The organism is Nocardia sp. NPDC056100 (genome assembly GCF_042266325.1).
Classification (GTDB): Bacteria; Actinomycetota; Actinomycetes; order Mycobacteriales; family Mycobacteriaceae; genus Nocardia.
Map to the genome: position 1 here is coordinate 1,210,781 of NZ_JBHJVY010000002.1, position 17,514 is coordinate 1,228,294.

The 17,514-nt window shown below is 65.7% G+C and carries 14 protein-coding genes; 7 read left to right on the plus strand and 7 right to left on the minus strand.

Features of this window, described 5'->3' with window-relative positions:
- The first annotated feature begins 84 nt into the window (after window positions 1-84).
- Window positions 85-1,212 (plus strand): epoxide hydrolase family protein, encoded by a 1,128-nt coding sequence (locus ACFC0O_RS17705; RefSeq protein ID WP_375958989.1) that lies wholly within the window; start codon window positions 85-87, stop codon window positions 1,210-1,212.
- Between the two features lie 19 nt (window positions 1,213-1,231).
- On the opposite strand, the gene ACFC0O_RS17710 is transcribed toward ACFC0O_RS17705, so the two are convergent.
- Complete coding sequence (locus ACFC0O_RS17710; RefSeq protein ID WP_375958991.1) at window positions 1,232-1,861, minus strand: TetR/AcrR family transcriptional regulator; 630 nt, start codon at window positions 1,859-1,861, stop codon at window positions 1,232-1,234.
- A 174-nt stretch (window positions 1,862-2,035) separates the two neighbouring features.
- On the opposite strand from ACFC0O_RS17710, the gene ACFC0O_RS17715 reads away from it, so the two are divergent.
- The 3 genes from ACFC0O_RS17715 to ACFC0O_RS17725 all read left to right on the plus strand — a co-directional run bounded on the left by ACFC0O_RS17715 (window position 2,036) and on the right by ACFC0O_RS17725 (window position 4,965).
- Window positions 2,036-2,572 (plus strand): DUF308 domain-containing protein, encoded by a 537-nt coding sequence (locus ACFC0O_RS17715; protein ID WP_375958993.1) that lies wholly within the window; start codon window positions 2,036-2,038, stop codon window positions 2,570-2,572.
- Between the two features lie 32 nt (window positions 2,573-2,604).
- Complete coding sequence (locus ACFC0O_RS17720; protein WP_375958995.1) at window positions 2,605-3,489, plus strand: SDR family NAD(P)-dependent oxidoreductase; 885 nt, start codon at window positions 2,605-2,607, stop codon at window positions 3,487-3,489.
- Window positions 3,490-3,780: 291 nt separating this feature from the next.
- On the plus strand, window positions 3,781-4,965 hold the full coding sequence (locus ACFC0O_RS17725; RefSeq protein ID WP_375958997.1) for a helix-turn-helix domain-containing protein: 1,185 nt from the start codon (window positions 3,781-3,783) through the stop codon (window positions 4,963-4,965).
- 100 nt (window positions 4,966-5,065) lie between these two features.
- Here ACFC0O_RS17725 and ACFC0O_RS17730 read toward each other — a convergent pair whose 3' ends face one another.
- Window positions 5,066-5,518, minus strand: a complete 453-nt coding sequence (locus ACFC0O_RS17730) for a VOC family protein (RefSeq protein WP_375958999.1) — start codon at window positions 5,516-5,518, stop codon at window positions 5,066-5,068.
- 341 nt (window positions 5,519-5,859) lie between these two features.
- Here ACFC0O_RS17730 and ACFC0O_RS17735 point away from each other — a divergent pair, with 341 nt between their 5' ends.
- The gene (locus tag ACFC0O_RS17735; RefSeq protein ID WP_375959001.1) at window positions 5,860-11,943 is read left to right on the plus strand and encodes an amino acid adenylation domain-containing protein; all 6,084 of its coding nucleotides are present in this window, start codon (window positions 5,860-5,862) and stop codon (window positions 11,941-11,943) included.
- Window positions 11,944-12,001: 58 nt separating this feature from the next.
- On the opposite strand, the gene ACFC0O_RS17740 is transcribed toward ACFC0O_RS17735, so the two are convergent.
- Together ACFC0O_RS17740 and ACFC0O_RS17745 are read right to left on the minus strand one after the other, a co-directional pair.
- Window positions 12,002-12,757 carry an SMI1/KNR4 family protein gene (locus ACFC0O_RS17740; RefSeq protein ID WP_375959003.1) on the minus strand — a complete coding sequence of 252 codons (756 nt, stop codon included), beginning with the start codon at window positions 12,755-12,757 and terminating at the stop codon, window positions 12,002-12,004.
- A complete protein-coding gene (locus tag ACFC0O_RS17745; protein ID WP_375959005.1) occupies window positions 12,754-14,163 on the minus strand; it encodes a PQQ-binding-like beta-propeller repeat protein in 1,410 nt (469 codons plus the stop codon). The genes ACFC0O_RS17740 and ACFC0O_RS17745 overlap by 4 nt, the downstream gene beginning before the upstream one ends.
- Before the next feature lie 145 nt (window positions 14,164-14,308).
- On the opposite strand from ACFC0O_RS17745, the gene ACFC0O_RS17750 reads away from it, so the two are divergent.
- Window positions 14,309-15,445: a lipase family protein gene (locus ACFC0O_RS17750; protein ID WP_375959007.1), complete on the plus strand. Its 1,137-nt coding sequence runs from the start codon at window positions 14,309-14,311 to the stop codon at window positions 15,443-15,445.
- Between the two features lie 42 nt (window positions 15,446-15,487).
- Here the strand turns inward: ACFC0O_RS17750 and ACFC0O_RS17755 are convergent, their stop codons facing one another.
- From ACFC0O_RS17755 to ACFC0O_RS17765, 3 genes are read right to left on the minus strand one after another with little or no spacing between them, the layout of a single operon-like run.
- Window positions 15,488-15,928 carry an SRPBCC domain-containing protein gene (locus ACFC0O_RS17755; protein WP_375959009.1) on the minus strand — a complete coding sequence of 147 codons (441 nt, stop codon included), beginning with the start codon at window positions 15,926-15,928 and terminating at the stop codon, window positions 15,488-15,490.
- 25 nt (window positions 15,929-15,953) lie between these two features.
- Window positions 15,954-16,373 carry a DUF2871 domain-containing protein gene (locus tag ACFC0O_RS17760; RefSeq protein ID WP_375959011.1) on the minus strand — a complete coding sequence of 140 codons (420 nt, stop codon included), beginning with the start codon at window positions 16,371-16,373 and terminating at the stop codon, window positions 15,954-15,956.
- Between the two features lie 48 nt (window positions 16,374-16,421).
- Window positions 16,422-16,856, minus strand: coding sequence for a DUF4267 domain-containing protein (locus ACFC0O_RS17765; RefSeq protein ID WP_375959013.1), 435 nt, complete (start codon window positions 16,854-16,856; stop codon window positions 16,422-16,424).
- Window positions 16,857-17,020: 164 nt separating this feature from the next.
- Here ACFC0O_RS17765 and ACFC0O_RS17770 point away from each other — a divergent pair, with 164 nt between their 5' ends.
- Complete coding sequence (locus tag ACFC0O_RS17770) at window positions 17,021-17,509, plus strand: MarR family winged helix-turn-helix transcriptional regulator (protein ID WP_375959015.1); 489 nt, start codon at window positions 17,021-17,023, stop codon at window positions 17,507-17,509.
- Window positions 17,510-17,514 lie beyond the last annotated feature (5 nt).

Genomic DNA, 17,514 nt, shown 5'->3' on the forward strand with positions numbered 1-17,514 from the left:
CCATCGCGCAGGAATGTGCATTTTGCACCCGCATTGCTGCACCGGACACTGCCGCCGAGCACCTGCTCGGCGAACACTACTCATATGACCGAAATTCAGCCATTCAAGATCGATATCCCGCAGTCCGACCTCGATGACCTGCGTGACCGCCTGCGCCGTACCCGATGGACCGGCGAGATTCCCGGCCAGGAATGGACCCGGGGCGTGCCGCTGGACTATCTCCAGCAGCTCGCCCGCTATTGGGCGGACGAGTACGACTGGCGCGCCGAGGAGGCCGCGCTGAACGAGCTGCCCCAGTTCACCACCGAGATCGAAGGCGAGACACTTCATTTCGCACACCTGCGCTCGGACAATCCCAATGCCCTACCGCTATTGCTGCTGCACGACTGGCCCGCCTCGTTCATGATCTTCCGCGAGGTCGTCGCACCGCTGTCGCAGGACTTTCACCTCGTCATCCCGAGCATTCCGGGCATCGCGTTCTCCGGTCCGCTGACCAGCACCGGCTGGCACGCGGGCAAGATTGCCGGAGCGTTCATCGAACTCATGTCACGCCTGGGATATGACCGTTACGGCGTGCAGGGACAGGGCGGCGGTGCCTGGGATGCGGTGGAAATGGGTCGCCAGGCCCCCGAAAACGTTGTCGGCGTGCACGTCAACGGTCACGTCACCTTCCCGCTCGGGCAGGACGGTGAGATGGACGGCTTGACCGAGGACGAGATGCGCCGCCTGGGCAAGCTGCAGCACTTCCGCGACGACATGATGGGCTTCGCCATCCAGCAGTCCACCCGCCCGCAGACCCTGGCTTACGGACTGCATGATTCCCCGGTCGGTCAGCTCGCATGGATCGTGGAGAAGTTCCGCGAATGGACCGACCCCGCAACCGAACTGCCCGAGGACGCGGTGGGCCGGGACACGCTGCTGACGAATGTCAGCCTGTACTGGTTCACCGGCACCGCCGGGTCCTCGGCCGGGCTGTACTACGAGAACGGGCACAACCCGGACGCCTGGACGCCCCGGCCGACCGGAGCCGTGGCTACCGGTGTCGCATTGGCTCCCACCGATATCACCATTCGCCGCTTCGCCGAACGCGATGCGCCGGTGACCCATTGGACCGAACTCGCGCGCGGCGGCAACTTCCTGCCCATGGAGCAACCGGACCTGTTCGTCGCGGACGTGCGCACGTTCTTCCGCGGTCTCGGCGCGATCGAATGAGGCCGGGGCGGTCAGGTGATCAGATCCGCTGACCGCTCGACTCCGGCGCGGTGGCCAGGGCGAGGATGCCGTGAATGAGGTTGTCCAGGCTGCGGCGGGCTTGCTCGTCGTCGTCGAGGACCAGGTATTGCAGCAAGATGCCGTCGATGCCCGAGACCGCGAGGTGGGCCAGGTCTCGCACCGGGGTCCGGGGTGTCTCGCCCGCGCGTTCGCAGGCGTCGCGGATGAGGGTTTCGGTGGCTTCGAGGTAGTACTCGTAGAGTGCGCGGCCCAGGTGGGCGGCCTGGGGGGTGCGCATGGCGTACAGGGTCAATTCGTATTGCACGCGTTGGGTTCCCGGGTCGCTCCGGATTCCCTGCCAGTAGGTGCGGGCCAGGTGGTAGAGCGCATCGGCCAGTCCGATGGGCGCGTCCCCGGCCTGCGGGGTGCTGGCTTCGAGAGCCCGCTTTCCCTCCTCCAGTAGTGCCTCCAGGACCGCCGCCAGCACTTCGTCCTTGCCCGCGAACACATAGTGCAGGGTCGCCAATGACAGCCCCGCCTCCCCTGCGATCGCGCGGGTGGTGGTTCCGGCGACGCCGTCGCGGGCGATGACCGCGGTTGCCGCCTCGACGATCTGCGCGCGGCGGACCGCGGCGGGCACGTGGGCCATACCGTCCTTCCAAGATGTGATCGATCAACTTGATCAGTTGAACAACTTGGACTATATCAGCTGGTCCTCGCGCTTCTCGTGGCTCTCACAGGCAGTGGTTTCCAAGTTGGTCATTTGACTTAGTCGATCGATTGACTTAATACTTGTGCCGTACCGAGACGACGGGAGGAAGCAATGAACACATCGCGGCGCATGATCCGCGCCTTCGTCGTCGAAGGTATGGCGGCTCTCGGGCTCGGGATGATCGCGATGCTGTCCACGGACGACACCGCGATCACCGTGCTCGCGCTGACCGCGGGCTACCTCATGGTCGACGGAATCGCCGCTCTACTGGCCGGATTGGGAGCCGACCACGGCGCGCTGCGTGAGGAATCGTGGACGGTCCCGGCGACGTTCGGTATCCGGATATTCGGAATCGGCGTGGGGCTCAACGCATTACTGCGCCCCAACACCACGGTGTGGACCTCGCTGGAGTGGATGGGCTGCTGGCTCATCATTCGCGGCGCGGTCGACATCATCGCCGCGATCACGCCCTATCCCACCCGGGGACTGCGATTCCTGACCCATGTCCCGGCCCGCATCCGGCGCGTTCGGATCGGTTCGATCAATCGGCCGATCACGAATACCGCTGTCCGCGTACGGAACCGGTCGATTGCCCCCGCAATCGGCAGGACCCGCGTCCCGATACGCCGGTATCACGCCCGCAGCTGACGAAGTACACATCGAGTGAATGGAAGACGGTCATGAATACTCGCGTACAGCACAATGATTCGACTCAGGTCCAGCTGCCCGCCGCCACCGCCGCCTATTGGGCGGACCGCCATGTGGTCATTACCGGCGGCAGCAGTGGAATCGGCCTCGCCGTCACCGAATTGGCGCTCGGCGCGGGGGCGAAGGTCAGCGTGCTCGCCCTCGGCGATCCCGCCATGTCCGCACTCGCCGCCCGCACCGGCGAATTCGACGGCAGGCTCGCGACCTTCACCGCGAACGTCACCTCGCCCGACCAGATCCGCACCGCACTGCACGGCGCGCGCTCCCAGCACGGCCCCATCGGCGCAGTCATCGCCTGCGCCGGAATCGCCAAACCCGGCTACTTCACCGAACTCTCGGAATCCGACTTCCGAAACCATATGGAAGTCAACTACTTCGGCACCCTGACCCCCATCCGCGAAGCCCTCCCCGACCTGCTCACCGTCGACCGAGCCAGCATCACCGCCATCTCCTCGGCCGCCGGTTTCCTCAGCCTCATCGGCTACAGCGCCTACAGCCCAAGCAAATTCGCCGTCCGCGCCGCCGCCGAGGCCCTGCGCCAAGAACTCAAGCCCAAGGGCATCACCGTCACCGTCGTCTACCCGCCCGACGTCGACACCCCCCAACTCGCCGCCGAAGCCGCCACCAAACCCCGAGAACTCTCCGCCCTCTCCTCCGGCACCCCCATGACCGCCCCCGCCGTAGCCCGCGCCCTCCTCATCGGCGCAGCCTCCGGCAAACCCACCGTCCTCCCCAACCTCGCCACCCGCATCCTGCGCCGAATCACCACCACCGCACCGGAACTCACCGCCCACTACGTCGACTGGATCATCGCCCGCATCCAACGCGGCCGGCAGCGCACGAGCACCGGTTCATAACAACGCCTGCTCGCAGATGCGAAGGGATCCCCCGATGATCAATTTCCCATCCCTCTCCAGTAACCACCCCCACGGAGGGCAGCCCCGAGGTCTCAACACGAACCCTTTGCCTGCCGCTTTCACAATCAACGCCTGAATCTCCAGCGACCAGTCCTCATTCGCGGATGCGGCCCTACTGCGTCTCCAGGCCGCTTGGACCGCATCCGCGTGCTGTTGATCATCGCTCGTCCCCATGGCTGGAACCATGCCCTGACCAGGCCATTGGCGGTACCGTTGCGGTGTGGCCGGAATGTGGCCGAACCCGTTGCAACGCAGACCGGAGGGGTGAAGCAGGCTGTGACAGTGGGTGACTGGGGAACGTTCGGGAACGAGCTCCGCAGGTTGCGAGAACAGGCAGGTATGTCTGTGCGCCAGTTGAGCAAAGCGATCCTCTACGACCCATCTGCCCTCTCGCGGTTCGAGAATGGCAAGCGGAAGCCTCCACGAGACGTCGTCGCTCGCCTCGATACCGCCTTACACACCGAGGGCGTTCTCACCGCCCTGTACGAATCTCTCGGCGAACCGGATCCGCTCGGCGCGCATGAGACCGCCGCGCTGGAGAGTCGCCGATACATAGACCGACAGCTGGCGGCAGATCTGGAATCGGTGCTGGCCGAGACGCGTCGCCTCGAGGATCGGATCGGTTCGGGACTTGTTCTGCCCGTGACGATTCGACAATCCAGAATCGCGTCATCGCTGGCGAAGGAAGCGCGATCCGAGGTCCGCCGACCGATGGTGGATGCCGCGGCGGGATGGACGCAGTTCCAAGGCTGGTTGAATGCCTCACTGGGGCAACGCGATGCCGCCGTGCACCACTATCGGACCGCGCTCGAGTTGGCAACCGAGGCAGGCAATCCGGACATGATCTCCACGACGCTTGCGATGCGCGGCCATGTGGCGTGGATGGCCGGCGATATCGGAGCCTCGATCGGCCTGTCACAGGCCGCGCAACGTGATGCCAAGAAGCTCTCCCGGACCGTACTGGCCTTGGCGGTTCAGCAGGAGGCGAGGGGCCTGGGCATGGAGGGCGACATCGCGGGTATGGAATCCCTGCTGGATACGGCGACGGAGTTGATCGTGAAAGGAGATCCCGATCGACCGGACGCCCAATACTTCTACTCGGAGAGCTTCATTCAAATGCAGCGCGGCATGGCCTACCGGCACGCGCGCCAGTGGGCGAAAGCCGTCCAGCACTTGGAGGCGGGTCTCGCGGGATTCGACCCCGACACGCTGAAATCCGAGTGGGCAACCTGGTACACCGCGGAGCTTGCGTACTCCCATGCCGGACTCGGGGAACCCGAAGCAGCACAGGGTTTTGCGAACCGAGCCTTGGCTGTCGGCCGAGCAACGCCGGGCTCGCGCCTGACCAAATACATCGAAGACCTCTACAAGATCATGAAGGTGAAGTATCCCGCGTACGTGCCGGTGCGGAACTAATCCAGTCGAGGCCAACGCATGACCTGTCTCCGAATCCCGCTCTTACGCCGATCGCAGGCCCGGGTGAGCGGGCCTGCGATCGGGGCTGATTGATGTGGGGTCAGTAGCTCGCGGCTACGTCGAGGATCCAGGTGACGCCGAAGCGGTCGGTCAGCATGCCGAAGGCTGGGGCCCACTGTGCTGGGCCGAATTCCTCGACGATCTTCGCGCCGTCGGAGAGTTTGGCCCAGAGGGCTGCGACCTCGTCTACGGTTTCGCCTCGCAGGGAGACGAAGAATGGGGAGTTTGTCAGGGTTGTTCCGTTTTCACGGCGGGTCCATGAGGGCTCGGGGGCATCGGTTTGTCCGGGGACGTCGTAGGCCATGATGGCGAAGCCGTTTTCGGCGACGACCTGGCCGAATACGACGTTGTCCGCGCCGGGTACTTCCTTGGGCATACCGAAGTCCGCGTAACTCGCCACGGTGAGCTGACCACCGAACACCTGCTGGTAGAAGCTCAGCGCGGCGCGCGCCTCGCCGGTGAAGTTGAGATGAGTGACGGCGGCGACGGTCATGGGCACTCCTAGATCGAGGTGTTCCGGAGGAATTCCGGATGCTTCCGATCGTGTCAGGAGTACAGGACAGGTTCTGGCCTCTACTGCGGGCCGGTAGATAACGTTCCGAGCAACGTTCCGCCACCGCGAGGGACCGGGCGGAACCGTTCGCGGAGGTGAGGTCGGCGGGCGAGCGGTTCGGTCAAGCGTCCATTTCTCTGCTGTGGCAAGGTGATCCGGGCGGTCGTAGCATCATCCCAGCATTCGACCCGAACGGCAGGACACCTATGCGCGACGGCAGCCATGTTTCTTCTTCACGTTCGACTCGGCGTCGACGCGGGAGCGGGACTGGTGGCCGGGGGTTGGCGGCGTTGCTGGCGGCGGCGGTGGAGCGGAATCCCGATGGGGTCGCGGTGGTCGCCGACGGGGTGGAGCTCACTTATCGGGAGTTCGATGCTCGAACCAATCGGATGGCGCGCTGGCTGATTCAAGCCGGGGTGGGGCCAGAGGATCGGGTGGGGGTGGCGCTGTCGAGGTCTGTGGAATCGATCGCGGCGGTGTGGGCGGTCACGAAGGCGGGAGCGGCGTTCGTACCGTTGGATCCGGGGTATCCGCGCGCGCGGATCGAGTATCAGCTCGCGGACAGCGGATGTGTGCTCGGGTTGACCGATCGCGGTCATCGGGAGGATCTGCCCGATACCGTTCGGTGGCTGGAAGTGGATGATCCACGGGTGCGCACGGCGGTCGCGAGCGAATCACCGGCACCGATCTCCTACCTCGATCGCGCTGCGGCGCTGCGGGTTTCGAATACGGCGTATGTGATCTACACGTCCGGGTCGACCGGCGTACCCAAGGGCGTCGCGGTCACCCACACCGGGTTGGCGGCGTTGTGCGCCGAGCTCCAGACGACCTTGGCAACCACCTCGGCGTCGCGATGCCTGCACTTCGCCTCGCCGAGCTTCGACGCGTCGGTACTCGAACTGCTGCTCGCAGTCGGGGCGGGCGCGACGATGGTCATCGCCCCGCCCTCGCTCATCGGCGGCGGTGAGCTGGCGGAATTCCTGCACCGGCAACGGGTTTCGCACGCCTTCTTGACGCCGTCGGTGCTGGCGACCGTGCAACCGGACGGGCTCGATGAGCTCAGCACGATCGTGGTTGGCGGTGAGGCGTGTCCCGCGTCGCTGGTCATGCGCTGGGCCGGTGGTCCGCGACGGGTGCACAATGCGTACGGGCCGACGGAGACCACCGTCGCGGCCAGCCTCAGCGGTCCTTTGCTTCCCGATGCCCCCGTATCGATCGGTGGCCCGGTGCAAGGAGTCGGGCACCTCATCCTCGACAATCGATTGCGGGCGGTCGCCAACGGCTCGGTCGGCGAGTTGTACGTCACCGGACCGGGTTTGGCGCGCGGATACATCGGTCAGCCCGCACTGACCGCGGCGCGATTCGTCGCCGATCCGCAAGGGGCAGGCGCGCGTATATACCGCACCGGGGATTTGGTGCGCCGCAGTGACAGCGGCGAGCTGGAGTATCTCGGCCGGATCGACCATCAGGTCAATGTTCGCGGTCTGCGCATCGAACTCGGGGAGATAGACGCCGCGCTGTCCGGCCTGGCGGGCGTGGCGAGTGCGGTGACCGTGAACCGCGAAACCGCCACCGGCGATACCGAATTGGTGTCGTTCGTGCTCGCCGACGCCGACGCGGCACCGGATTCGACGGACCTGCTGACACGGTTGGCGGCCCGACTACCGGGCTATATGGTGCCCAATTCCGTTGTGGTGGTGCCGGAGTTCCCACTCACCGAGGCGGGCAAGGTCGATCGGAACGCACTGCGAACACTGCCGGTGCGACGCGAAGGTCAACGGCGGGTGACCGGTGCCGGCGAAGACCTCGTCGCCGAGGTATTCGCGCAGGTACTCGGTGTCGAACGACTCGGGGCCGACAGTGATTTCTTTGCCGCGGGCGGTAATTCGCTGCTGGTGACGCAGGCGGCGGCGCGGTTGAGCGAGATCTGGAAAGTGCGGATTCCGCCGCAGCTGCTGTTCGATCATCCGACCGTCGCCACACTGACCAAGGCCATTCGTTCCCAGCGGTTCGACACCGCGCGTCCGGCACTGTTGGCGGGATTGCGTCCGGACCGAATTCCATTGTCGCCGAATCAGCTTCGGTTCTGGTTGCGCAATCAGTTCGATACCGCCACCGCGGTGGACAATATCGGTTTCGCGTTGCGGCTCACCGGCCTCGACGTCGACGCGCTGCGCGGAGCGTTGCGCGATGTGATCACCCGGCACGAGGCACTGCGGACCCGCTATCCGGCCGATGCTGATGGGCCGTACCAGCAGATCGTGGACGCGGACGCGGTGATGGACGGGTTCGCGGTCCAGGATGTCGCCGAGGACGAGCTGTCCGTCAAGGTGCACAGCGTGATTCGCGAAGGGTTCGACGTCACCGCGCAGGTGCCGTTGCGTATGCGGCTGCTGCGGACCCCGACCGAGCAGGTGCTGGTCTGCGCGGTGCACCATATCTGCGCCGATGGCTCGTCGATGGCTCCGCTGGCCCAGGATATGGGCCTGGCGTACGCGGCACGCTGCGGCGGCACCGTCCCGGCCTGGCGTCCGGTGGCGGTGCAGTACGCCGACTACGCGCTGTGGCAGCAGGCGCTGCTCGGGTCACGCGATGACTCCGAATCACTGCTGGCACAGCAGCTTCGATACTGGACCGAGGAACTGCGCGGGCTGCCGGACCAGCTCGATCTGCCGACCGACCGGCGGCGGCCCGCGATCGCCTCGCTCCGCGGCGCGACGCTCGATCAACTCCTCCCCGCGACCGTTCACGAGCAGTTGCTGACCTTCGCGCGGGCACGCCACGCGAGCGTGTTCATGGTGATGCGGACCGCGCTGGCGGTACTGCTGGCCCGGCTGTCCGGCACTCAGGACATCGCGATCGGCGTGCCGATGACCAATCGCGCCGAACCTGCCCTGGCGGGTGTGGTCGGAATGTTCGTCAATACCACCGTCTCTCGCACCCGGGTGGACGCGGCGGAGAGTTTCGACGCACTGCTGGCACGCACCCGAGATCGCGACCTGGCCAATTTCGCGCACTCGGATGTGCCGTTCGAACATGTCGTGGACGCGGTCGATCCGGTGCGATCGCCGGGGCGGCATCCGCTGTACCAGATCGGATTCGCGTTCCAGAACTTCACTCCGGCCGATTTGGAGATGACCGCGACGGATATGTCGGTGTTCGAAATCGAAGCCGATACGGTCAAGACCGATATGCATATCGGCGTGATCGATACCCGCGACGCCGAGGGCGCGCTCGGTCCCATAGCGCTGCGATTCGGTTACAGCACAGACCTTTTCGATCGATCGACGGTGCAGGGTTTCGTCGACGCGTACACCCGCCTGCTGGAGTCCATCCTGGCCGATCCGCGTACTGCGGTGGGCGATCTCGCGATGGTCGATGGCCGCGATGTGGCACGCGGGGACGATGTGGCGGTCGCACGCGAGCATCTCACCGCCGCGATCGCCCGGCAGGTGGCCGAGCGCCCCGACGCGGTGGCCTTGGTCGGTGCGGACGAATCCCTCACCTTCGCCGAGCTGTACGAGCGCGCCACCCGGCGCGCACGGTGGCTGATCGCACAGGGCATCGGCCCGGAATCCCTTGTCGCGGTGGCGATGCGCCGATCGATCGAGCAGGTCGTCACGCTGTACGCGGTCGCGGAGGCGGGCGCGGCGTGGGTGCCGATCGATCCCGATCATCCGGCCGAGCGCATCGGATACATCCTCGATTCCGCTGCGCCACAGTGTGTTCTGACCACCACCGGCGATGGGTTCACCCTCGGATCCCCGTACACCGTCGATACCGTTGACCTCGCAGGGTATTCCGCCGGACCGGTGCGTGATGAAGAGCGGACCACACCGCTGCTGGGCGATCACCCTTCCTATGTCATCTTCACCTCCGGATCGACCGGTAAGCCCAAGGGCGTGGTCGTCACCCACGCCGCGATCGTCAATCAGCTCGAGTGGATGCGTACTCGCTACGACGTGCGCGCCCGGGATATCTACCTGCACAAGACCGCCGCGACCTTCGATGTCTCGCTGTGGGGGTATTTCCTGCCGCTGGGTGCCGGAGCGCGACTGGTCCTGGCCGGGCCGGACGAGCATCGGGACCCGCAGGCTATCTGCCGGTTGATCGCGGAACACGGTGCGACACTGACCGATTTCGTGCCGACCATGCTGACCCTGGTGGCCCGCGCGGCAACATCCGCGGATCTGGCGACCTTGCGCGCGGTGTTCGTCATCGGCGAGGCGCTCGCGCCGGAGACCGCGCAGGCGTTCGCGGAGGTCACCGCGGCCGAGCTGCACAACCTGTACGGACCGACCGAGGCCGCGGTCAGCATTACCGAACACCAGGTGGCCGAGGCGGATCGGCGCGCGGGAATCATGCCGATCGGGGTGCCCGCATGGAATTCGCAGTGCGGTGTGCTCGATCCCCGATTGCATCGGCTCTTTCCGGGTGTGGCCGGTGAGCTCGTGCTGGCGGGCGATCAACTCGCACGCGGTTATCATCGTGCGCCCGGACTCACCGCTTCGCGATTCGTCGCCAGCCCGTTCGGGCCACCGGGATCGCGGATGTATCGCAGCGGCGATCTGGCGCGTTCTCGGCCCGATGGCGTGCTGGAGTACTTGGGCCGCACGGACTTTCAGGTCAAGGTGCGCGGACATCGCATCGAACTCGGTGAGATCGAATCCGCGCTGCTCGATGATCCCGCCGTAGCCCAGGCCGTGGTGACCGTGCGCCGGGACGGCCAGGACGATCGGCTGATCGGCTATGTGGTGCCGCGAGCGGGAACCACCGTCCAGTCGAAGGAACTGCGCCACAACGTATCCGGACTGCTGCCGGGATATATGGTTCCGGCGGCGATCATGGTGCTCGACTCGCTGCCGGTGAACACCAGCGGCAAGGTCGATCGGGCCGCATTGCCCCCGCCGGTGTTCGCCGACGAGGTCGTCATCGCACCGAGCACCCCGCTGGAGATCGCGATCGCGCAGGTCTTCGCGGAGGTGCTGGAGGTCTCCGATGTCGGTTCGGCCTCGGACTTCTTCGAGCTCGGCGGCTCATCGCTGCTGATATTCGTGCTGCACCAACGTCTTTCAGAGCGACTGGACTGCGATGTCCCGATGTCCGCGATCCTGGCCGCGCCGACCGTGGCGGGTCTGGCAGGCTACGTGAGCGGTGTCCGCCGACCCCTCCCGGCGTTCACACCGGAGACCGATGCGGTTCTCGCCCCGGCGATCTCGCTTGCGGGATGCGCGCTGGCACGGCGTAGCGCGGACAATATCCTGCTCACCGGTGCGACGGGATTCCTCGGCGCACACCTGCTGCACGAATTGCTGACCCGCACCCGGGCTCGGGTGTGGTGCCTGGTGCGCACCCACGGCGACGACGATCCGCTGGATCGAATCCTGCTGGCCATGGCACGATTTCGGCTGCCGACCGACGGCGTCACCGACCGGGTGACGGCCGTGCGCGGCGATCTGGCCGCACCGCGACTGGGCCTGGACGCCGGGCAGTTCGACCTGCTCGCCGACCGGATCGACGTCATCTATCACAATGGCGCGAAGGTCAACCACGTCGATCCGTACGAGCGGCTGCGCGCGGCGAATGTCGAGGGCACGCGCTCGGTGCTCGAATTGGCCACCACCGCACGGGTGAAGGCCGTGCACTACATCTCGACCCTCGGCGCGGCGATCCCGGCGGGCACGGTCCCCGAGGTCGTCGGCGAGAACGACCGGCTGCGCGCGGGCCAACTTCAGTCCAACGGCTATCTGACCTCGAAATGGGTTGGCGAGGAACTGATTCGCCAAGCCGGTGCGCGCGGGGTGCCGGTGAGCATCCATCGGCCGGGAACGATCTGCGGTGACACCCGTACCGGCGCCAACAATCCCGATGACGCCCTCTGGAATATGGTGCGCGCCGCCGCGGTGCTCGGTGTCACGCCCGAGGTGGGCGATGCCACGGTCTCCCTGGTTCCCGTCGACTATGTCGTGCGTGCGATCGTCGCGCTCGGCTCGAATCCGCGCACCGAGACCGTCTACCACCAGGTCAATCACACACCCGTCGCGGTGCGCGAGATCCTGGAATGCCTGCGCGAGCACGGCTATCCGGTACACGAACGGTCGATGGATTTCGTACTGGCCGAACTGAACCGGCAATCGGTGACCCGCTCCGCCACGGGCGATGACTCCCTCGCCCGCGCGTCGGTACTGGCTTCCACTTTCGGAGATCTCGCCGGGCACACCCGATGGGATGACAGCCATACGCGAGAGGCACTGCACGAGAAGGGCATTCATTGCCCGGTCATCGATCGAGGGGTGCTGAACCGCTATCTCGAACAGTTCACCGCATCGGGATTCCTGCCCGCGCTCACGGTCGGAGCACACTGAATCGCCCCCCGGCCGTGCGCCCCGCAATCAGCGGCGCGCACGGCCGGGGGAAGGAACGCTAGGTGACGGGTTCTGCTCCCCAGCGCGCCATTCGACGCGCTCCGGTTCCGATCAGCGCCGCTTCGATCCGCGCGTGGAGCGCCGCGAATTCCGGCTCGAATCGCACATGCACATACAGATCCGCGTCGCCGGAGGGCCGCAGGACGGACACGTGACCACCCATGGCCGGGATCAGGAACGTACTCGCGTCCGCACCGGACGCCTCGATCGCGACATGCACCCCCAACGCGGAAATCGCGTCCCGCACCGGATTCAGCTCACCGCCCGCCCAGTTCTCGTAGCAGCTCTGCCGTGCCCAGGATGCGAACCACAGCACCTCACTGGCCACCACGAGGCGTCCCGAGGTGCAGAACCAGCGCACGGCGTCGGTATACGAGGTGCCCACATCGATCGCCTCGTCCGAATGACGCGGCAGCATCACCAGACCCCGCCCCAGCACCAGCGCCAGTTGGTCGCCATCGGATGAACCGCCCACCGGTACGGCGTCCGCGAAATCAGCCTGCCCCAGCTCCGGGTGCTTCCAGAACCAGTACTCCGCCCACATCTCTCGCATGCCGTCGAGACTGTCCAGAAAGCGCGTCGGCCCCCAGACATCGAAAGCGTTGCAGACACTGCCCTGGCCGTAGGTCGCCACGAAGTCGGCGTATCCGGGTGGCATCGGTATGCCCAGACGCTGTTCGAGGGCCGACACAGCAGCGGCATCAACTGGTTCGAGACTGCTCGAAACGACGATCAGATCAAGTGACATGCTCACACGCCATATCCGGTGAAGTCCTGGGCGGTCGTGATCACCATGCGACCCGCGAGTGCCCGCACCTGTGCGCGCGTGCGGGGATCGCCGTTGGGCGGCAACGACATTGACCAGACGGGTGACCCGTCGGCGGCATCGATCGCCTGCACGGTGACACCGTCGGTGAGGATGAGATGCGTTGCGTCGGTGACGCCGTCGTACAGGGTGAATTGCGAGGCGTGCTCGAATGGTGAGGGCCGCTGCCAGATTCGATGCCCGTCCGTGAGGTCGAGCCCGGAAAGCGTTGTCCCATCCTGTGATCGGATGATGACGGTATCGCGTACCACGCCCTGAACCGCGCTCTTGCCCCCGGCGACATCACTGATGCGAATCTCCGGGTTGGTCCACAGGATTGCGCCGGTCGTGCGATCGTAGGCGCTCTCCCCGGTCATGATCGGAAGCGGTGCCGCCGAGGCTGCGGGATACCACTCGAGCATGAAGGTGGCGTTGGCGACATCGGTGATCAGGTGCCCGTCTCGTCCCAGGAGCGCGACCGTTCCGGCGGTGCCGCTGCGATCGATCACCTGCGAGGCGATGATGCCGCCGTCGAAGATATTGCCGACCGGACCGGTGAAAAGCGGTTCACCAGAGCGCAAGTCGTACACCTGGACATGGCTGTCGCGTCCGAGCCGAAAGTAGTCCGGCGGATCGAGCCGAGGCTGGACGGGTTCACCGGGCACCGCTGTGGGATAGGTTTTGCTCCAGGTCGCGGCGATATCGGCGACGGTGCCGCGGGTGATGACCGCGCTCTGTCCGTCCGCGGTACGCCCGGCCACCGACACGACCCCGTCGCGGACCTGCACGTCCACGACCTCGAAATCGGTGGTCCGGTCGGTGACCACCGAGCCCGTCGCACTGTCGATGATCAATATCCGATGGGCACCCTTACAGGTGAGCATCCCCGCGAATACCCGTTCACCGCAGCTGGTGAGTTCCCCGACATCGGTTGTCCAGCGCGGTTTTCCGGTGTCGGAGTCGAGGCCGTGCAGTCGGACCGGACCGACGGGCACCCCGGTCCCATCGCTCACGCTCGCGGGCACCGCGGTAGCCGCCACAATCGTCGTACCGGCGTCCATGGGACTGCTGAATCCGTAGTAGCGGTCGAGACTGTGCGGCACCGACAGCAGAACCGCACCGGGCTCGCTCGACAGATCAGCGGCGCGCACGGTCCACGCAGCGGCGGGAGTGGAGTCGAGCACGGTGGTCACACGAAACCTGCCGCCCGCCACCGGAGCTGGCGGCGCTGACTTTTTCGTCGACGAATCCGGCCAGGCGATCACCAGCACACCCGCGGCCACCACGACGACCAGTCCGGCTATCCAGAGTCGCCACCGGTTCGCACCGGTGAACCACTGTGCGGCTGAGCCCATGTGGCAGTCTCCTTCGACATCGATCCAGACATCAGTCCAAACAAGCCTGCACGCAAGGTATCAGCTGCCTCGGATGCCACTCGCCGCGCCGGATTTCCCACCGGTGGCACTCATCCGGCCGATTCGGGAACTACGGTTGTCGACCATGTTCGCACTGTCGTTGCGCAAGGCGGCCTGCGTCGTCGCCGTTTCCTTTCTCTCGCTCTCGGCCGCCCTGGCGAGCCCTGCGGCCACCGCCGAGAACGCGGGCTTCGGTCAGGTATCCGGTCTCGGTGTGCTCGATCCGGCTTGGTCATTCCCGGCGGCCGCCGCCGCGATCGAGCTTCGATATACGACAACGAATCAGTACGCGCAGATCGCGCCCGCCTCAGCGGGACTGTACGTACCGCCCGGGCTGCCCCCGGCTGGCGGCTGGCCGCTGGTGGTCTGGGCGCACGGCACGGTAGGGATCGCCGATGCCTGCGCGCCCTCGCGCCAACCCCAATCAGAGCGCAACCGCACCTATTTCAACGAGATCCTGAACAATGGCTATGCCGTGCTGGCTCCGGACTACCAGGGGCTGGGGACCGGCGGCGGGTTCAGCTACTACAACACCATCGTCGAAGGCCGTTCCATCCTGGACGCGGTATCCGCGATCCGCACGACTCCGGTTCCGCTGTCACACAATTGGGTCGTCATCGGACAATCCGAGGGCTCGCATGCCGCGCTGAGCGCGGTCTCGCTCTACGATCCCGCAGGACCGTCTGCGGGGTTGAGCGGCGCGGTCGTCACCGGCCTGCGCGCGAATACCGGACCGAGCCTGCGCACGATGTTCCAGCGCTCTTCCACCGGCTCCGCCAATCAAATCGCTTACGCCGCCTACTATCTGGCGGCGATGCAGCAGTTGTATCCGGATCGGGTGACGCCGTTTCTGTCCGACTTCGGCCGCGACTATGTGGCGCAGGCGAATTCGACGTGCCTGGCTAATCTCACCGCCGCGGCGCAGGGGCGACGCCCGGCGGCGCTGGTCACCGACCCGGACTCCCCCACACCGACCTTCGAAGCCGATATCGCCGCCCTGGCGGGCTTCCGAACCGATGACTTCCCGGTCGATGTCTCCATCGGCTACGGCACCGCCGATATCGACGTACCCCCCACCTACACAGAGGAATTCGGCCGGCAATTGCAGCGCAGCAACCCCGGCATCACGGTCGGCGTCACCCAATATCCGGGCAAGGATCACAGCGGAGCGTTCCTTGCATCCTTGCCCGATGCACTGCGGTTTCTGCGAGCCCATTTCTGAAGCGACAACCCGTGCCCGGCAGCCGATGGCAAACGCGCGATATCAGGCCCGCTGGTTTGCGGCCTCGGCTTCAGCCAGGGCCTTCAGGGCCGCGAGCACGGGGCTCTCCCCCTCGTCGTCGCCCTCATCACCGTCGGTCTCGCGGGGATCTTCCTGCGTGATCGTCAATTCCGTTGCGCCCGCGTCGTCTTCGAGCGCGTACCCCATGGTGAAGTAGTTCTCCGGCTTGTCCTCGAGCTCCGGGCGGGGCGCGAACAGCGAATACCGCAGCCGCGCGGGGGAATCGACCAGCAGCACGGTGCCCCACTGCTCGAACGTGGTTCCATCCCATTCGGTGGTGAACCTGATCGGCGAACCGATCGACCAGTCGGTGCTCAGGACGCTGCCGTACTGCCATTGCCTGACATATTCGGGATCGGTCAGCACCGCCCACACGATCTCTCGGGGTGCTTCGATACGAACCTTGGACGTGACTGTGCGCATGGCGGGACTGTAGCAATCCCCACCGTCAATTCCGGGCGTGCTGGCGGGCGGTGATCGCCTGGTGGACGGTGACGAAGAACAGCACGAATCCGATCGTCAGCAAGATGTGCGCGCCGCCGGCCAGGTGCGACAGCAATTCGTACTTGCTGTCACCGCGGACCGTCCTTGCGCCGATGACGGTCATGCACGCCACCATCCATAGGACGCCCGCGTTGTAGAGGATGAAGAACCAGCGGTAGGCGCGGGTATCGGACAGGGCGAGTTGGTGTTCGAGCACCAGAACGATCAGGAAGAACAGTGTTCCCAACGCCAGCAGGTGGGTGTGGACCACGGCGAGTTCGGTCTTTCCGGTGAAGTCGTGGGATTTGGTGAGTTCGCGGTAGAACAGGCCGGACAGCAGTCCCAGCACGGTGTAGCCGACGGCGGCCCAATAGAGCTGTTTCATCGAGTCCTCGATCGTGAAATATGTTGCGGTCGTTCAGGTCTGCCGATGTCAGGCGGGCTGCGCGGCGGGTTCCCGGCCGGCGAGAGGCTGGTCCTCGGGCGCCTTGCTGGTTTCGCGCAGAATCAGCAGGCCGGTGACTGCGATCAGCGCTGCGGTCAAACCGTGGACGCCGAACGCGGTGGCCGTGGAGCCGTCGTGAGCCAGGACATTGACCATGTCGCCGATCGGGGCGGCGGCCGTCATCAGCAAGACCCAACCCAGGGCGCGGCGTTGGCCGGTGAGCAGCAGGATGCCTGTGCCCAGGCCCATCGCGAGTTCGCGGCAGCCTTTCACGATAAGGAATCCGCCGCCATCGGCGGGGATCTCGGGCAGCCCGAAGCCTTGGGCAGCCGCCTCGGGGGTCAGCACGAACGAGATCGCGAGATAGAAGGTGAACAGAACGACGGCGGCGGCCAGGACGGTGTTGATAGTTGTGCGCGACATGGTGGTTCTCCAGTGACGTTGTGGCGGTGAGCCGTTGTCCGACAAGCCATTCGGCGCTGCCGGGCGATAGAATCTAGCATCGCTAGATTGTCACCGTAAATGACAATCCGCCTAGTTGTCAATCATGTTCGATGGCAGTCATGTTGGATTGCTAAAGTGAGGCCATGGTGAACCGGCCGTTGGACTCGCGTGGGGTGTTTCTGCTGTCGCAGATCGGTCATCACGTGGCATATCGGTTCACCGAACAGCTGTCCCGATTGGATCTGGATCCCGCTCACTTCGCGGTCCTGGGTCACCTGGCAGTCGTGGATGGCCGCAGTCAGCAAGAACTCGCGGATCTGCTTCGGGTGCACCGCAATGCGATGGTCGGACTGGTCGACGAGCTGCAGGAACGCGCACTGGTGACCCGGCGCCCGCATCCGGACGACCGGCGCGCGCACGCGGTGCATCTCACCGATCACGCCCGCGAGATGCTCGAGGCGGTCCAATCCGAGGCCGACGCACTGGAATCGGAAATCCTCGCGCCACTCGACGAGAGCGAGCGAAGCCTGCTCATCCCCCTCCTGCATCGCATCGCCGCACACGCGGACCTTCCGGCCGGAATCCACCCCGGCCTGCAACGACGCCGTCGCGCCCGCCGAAACACGCAGTGAACTCG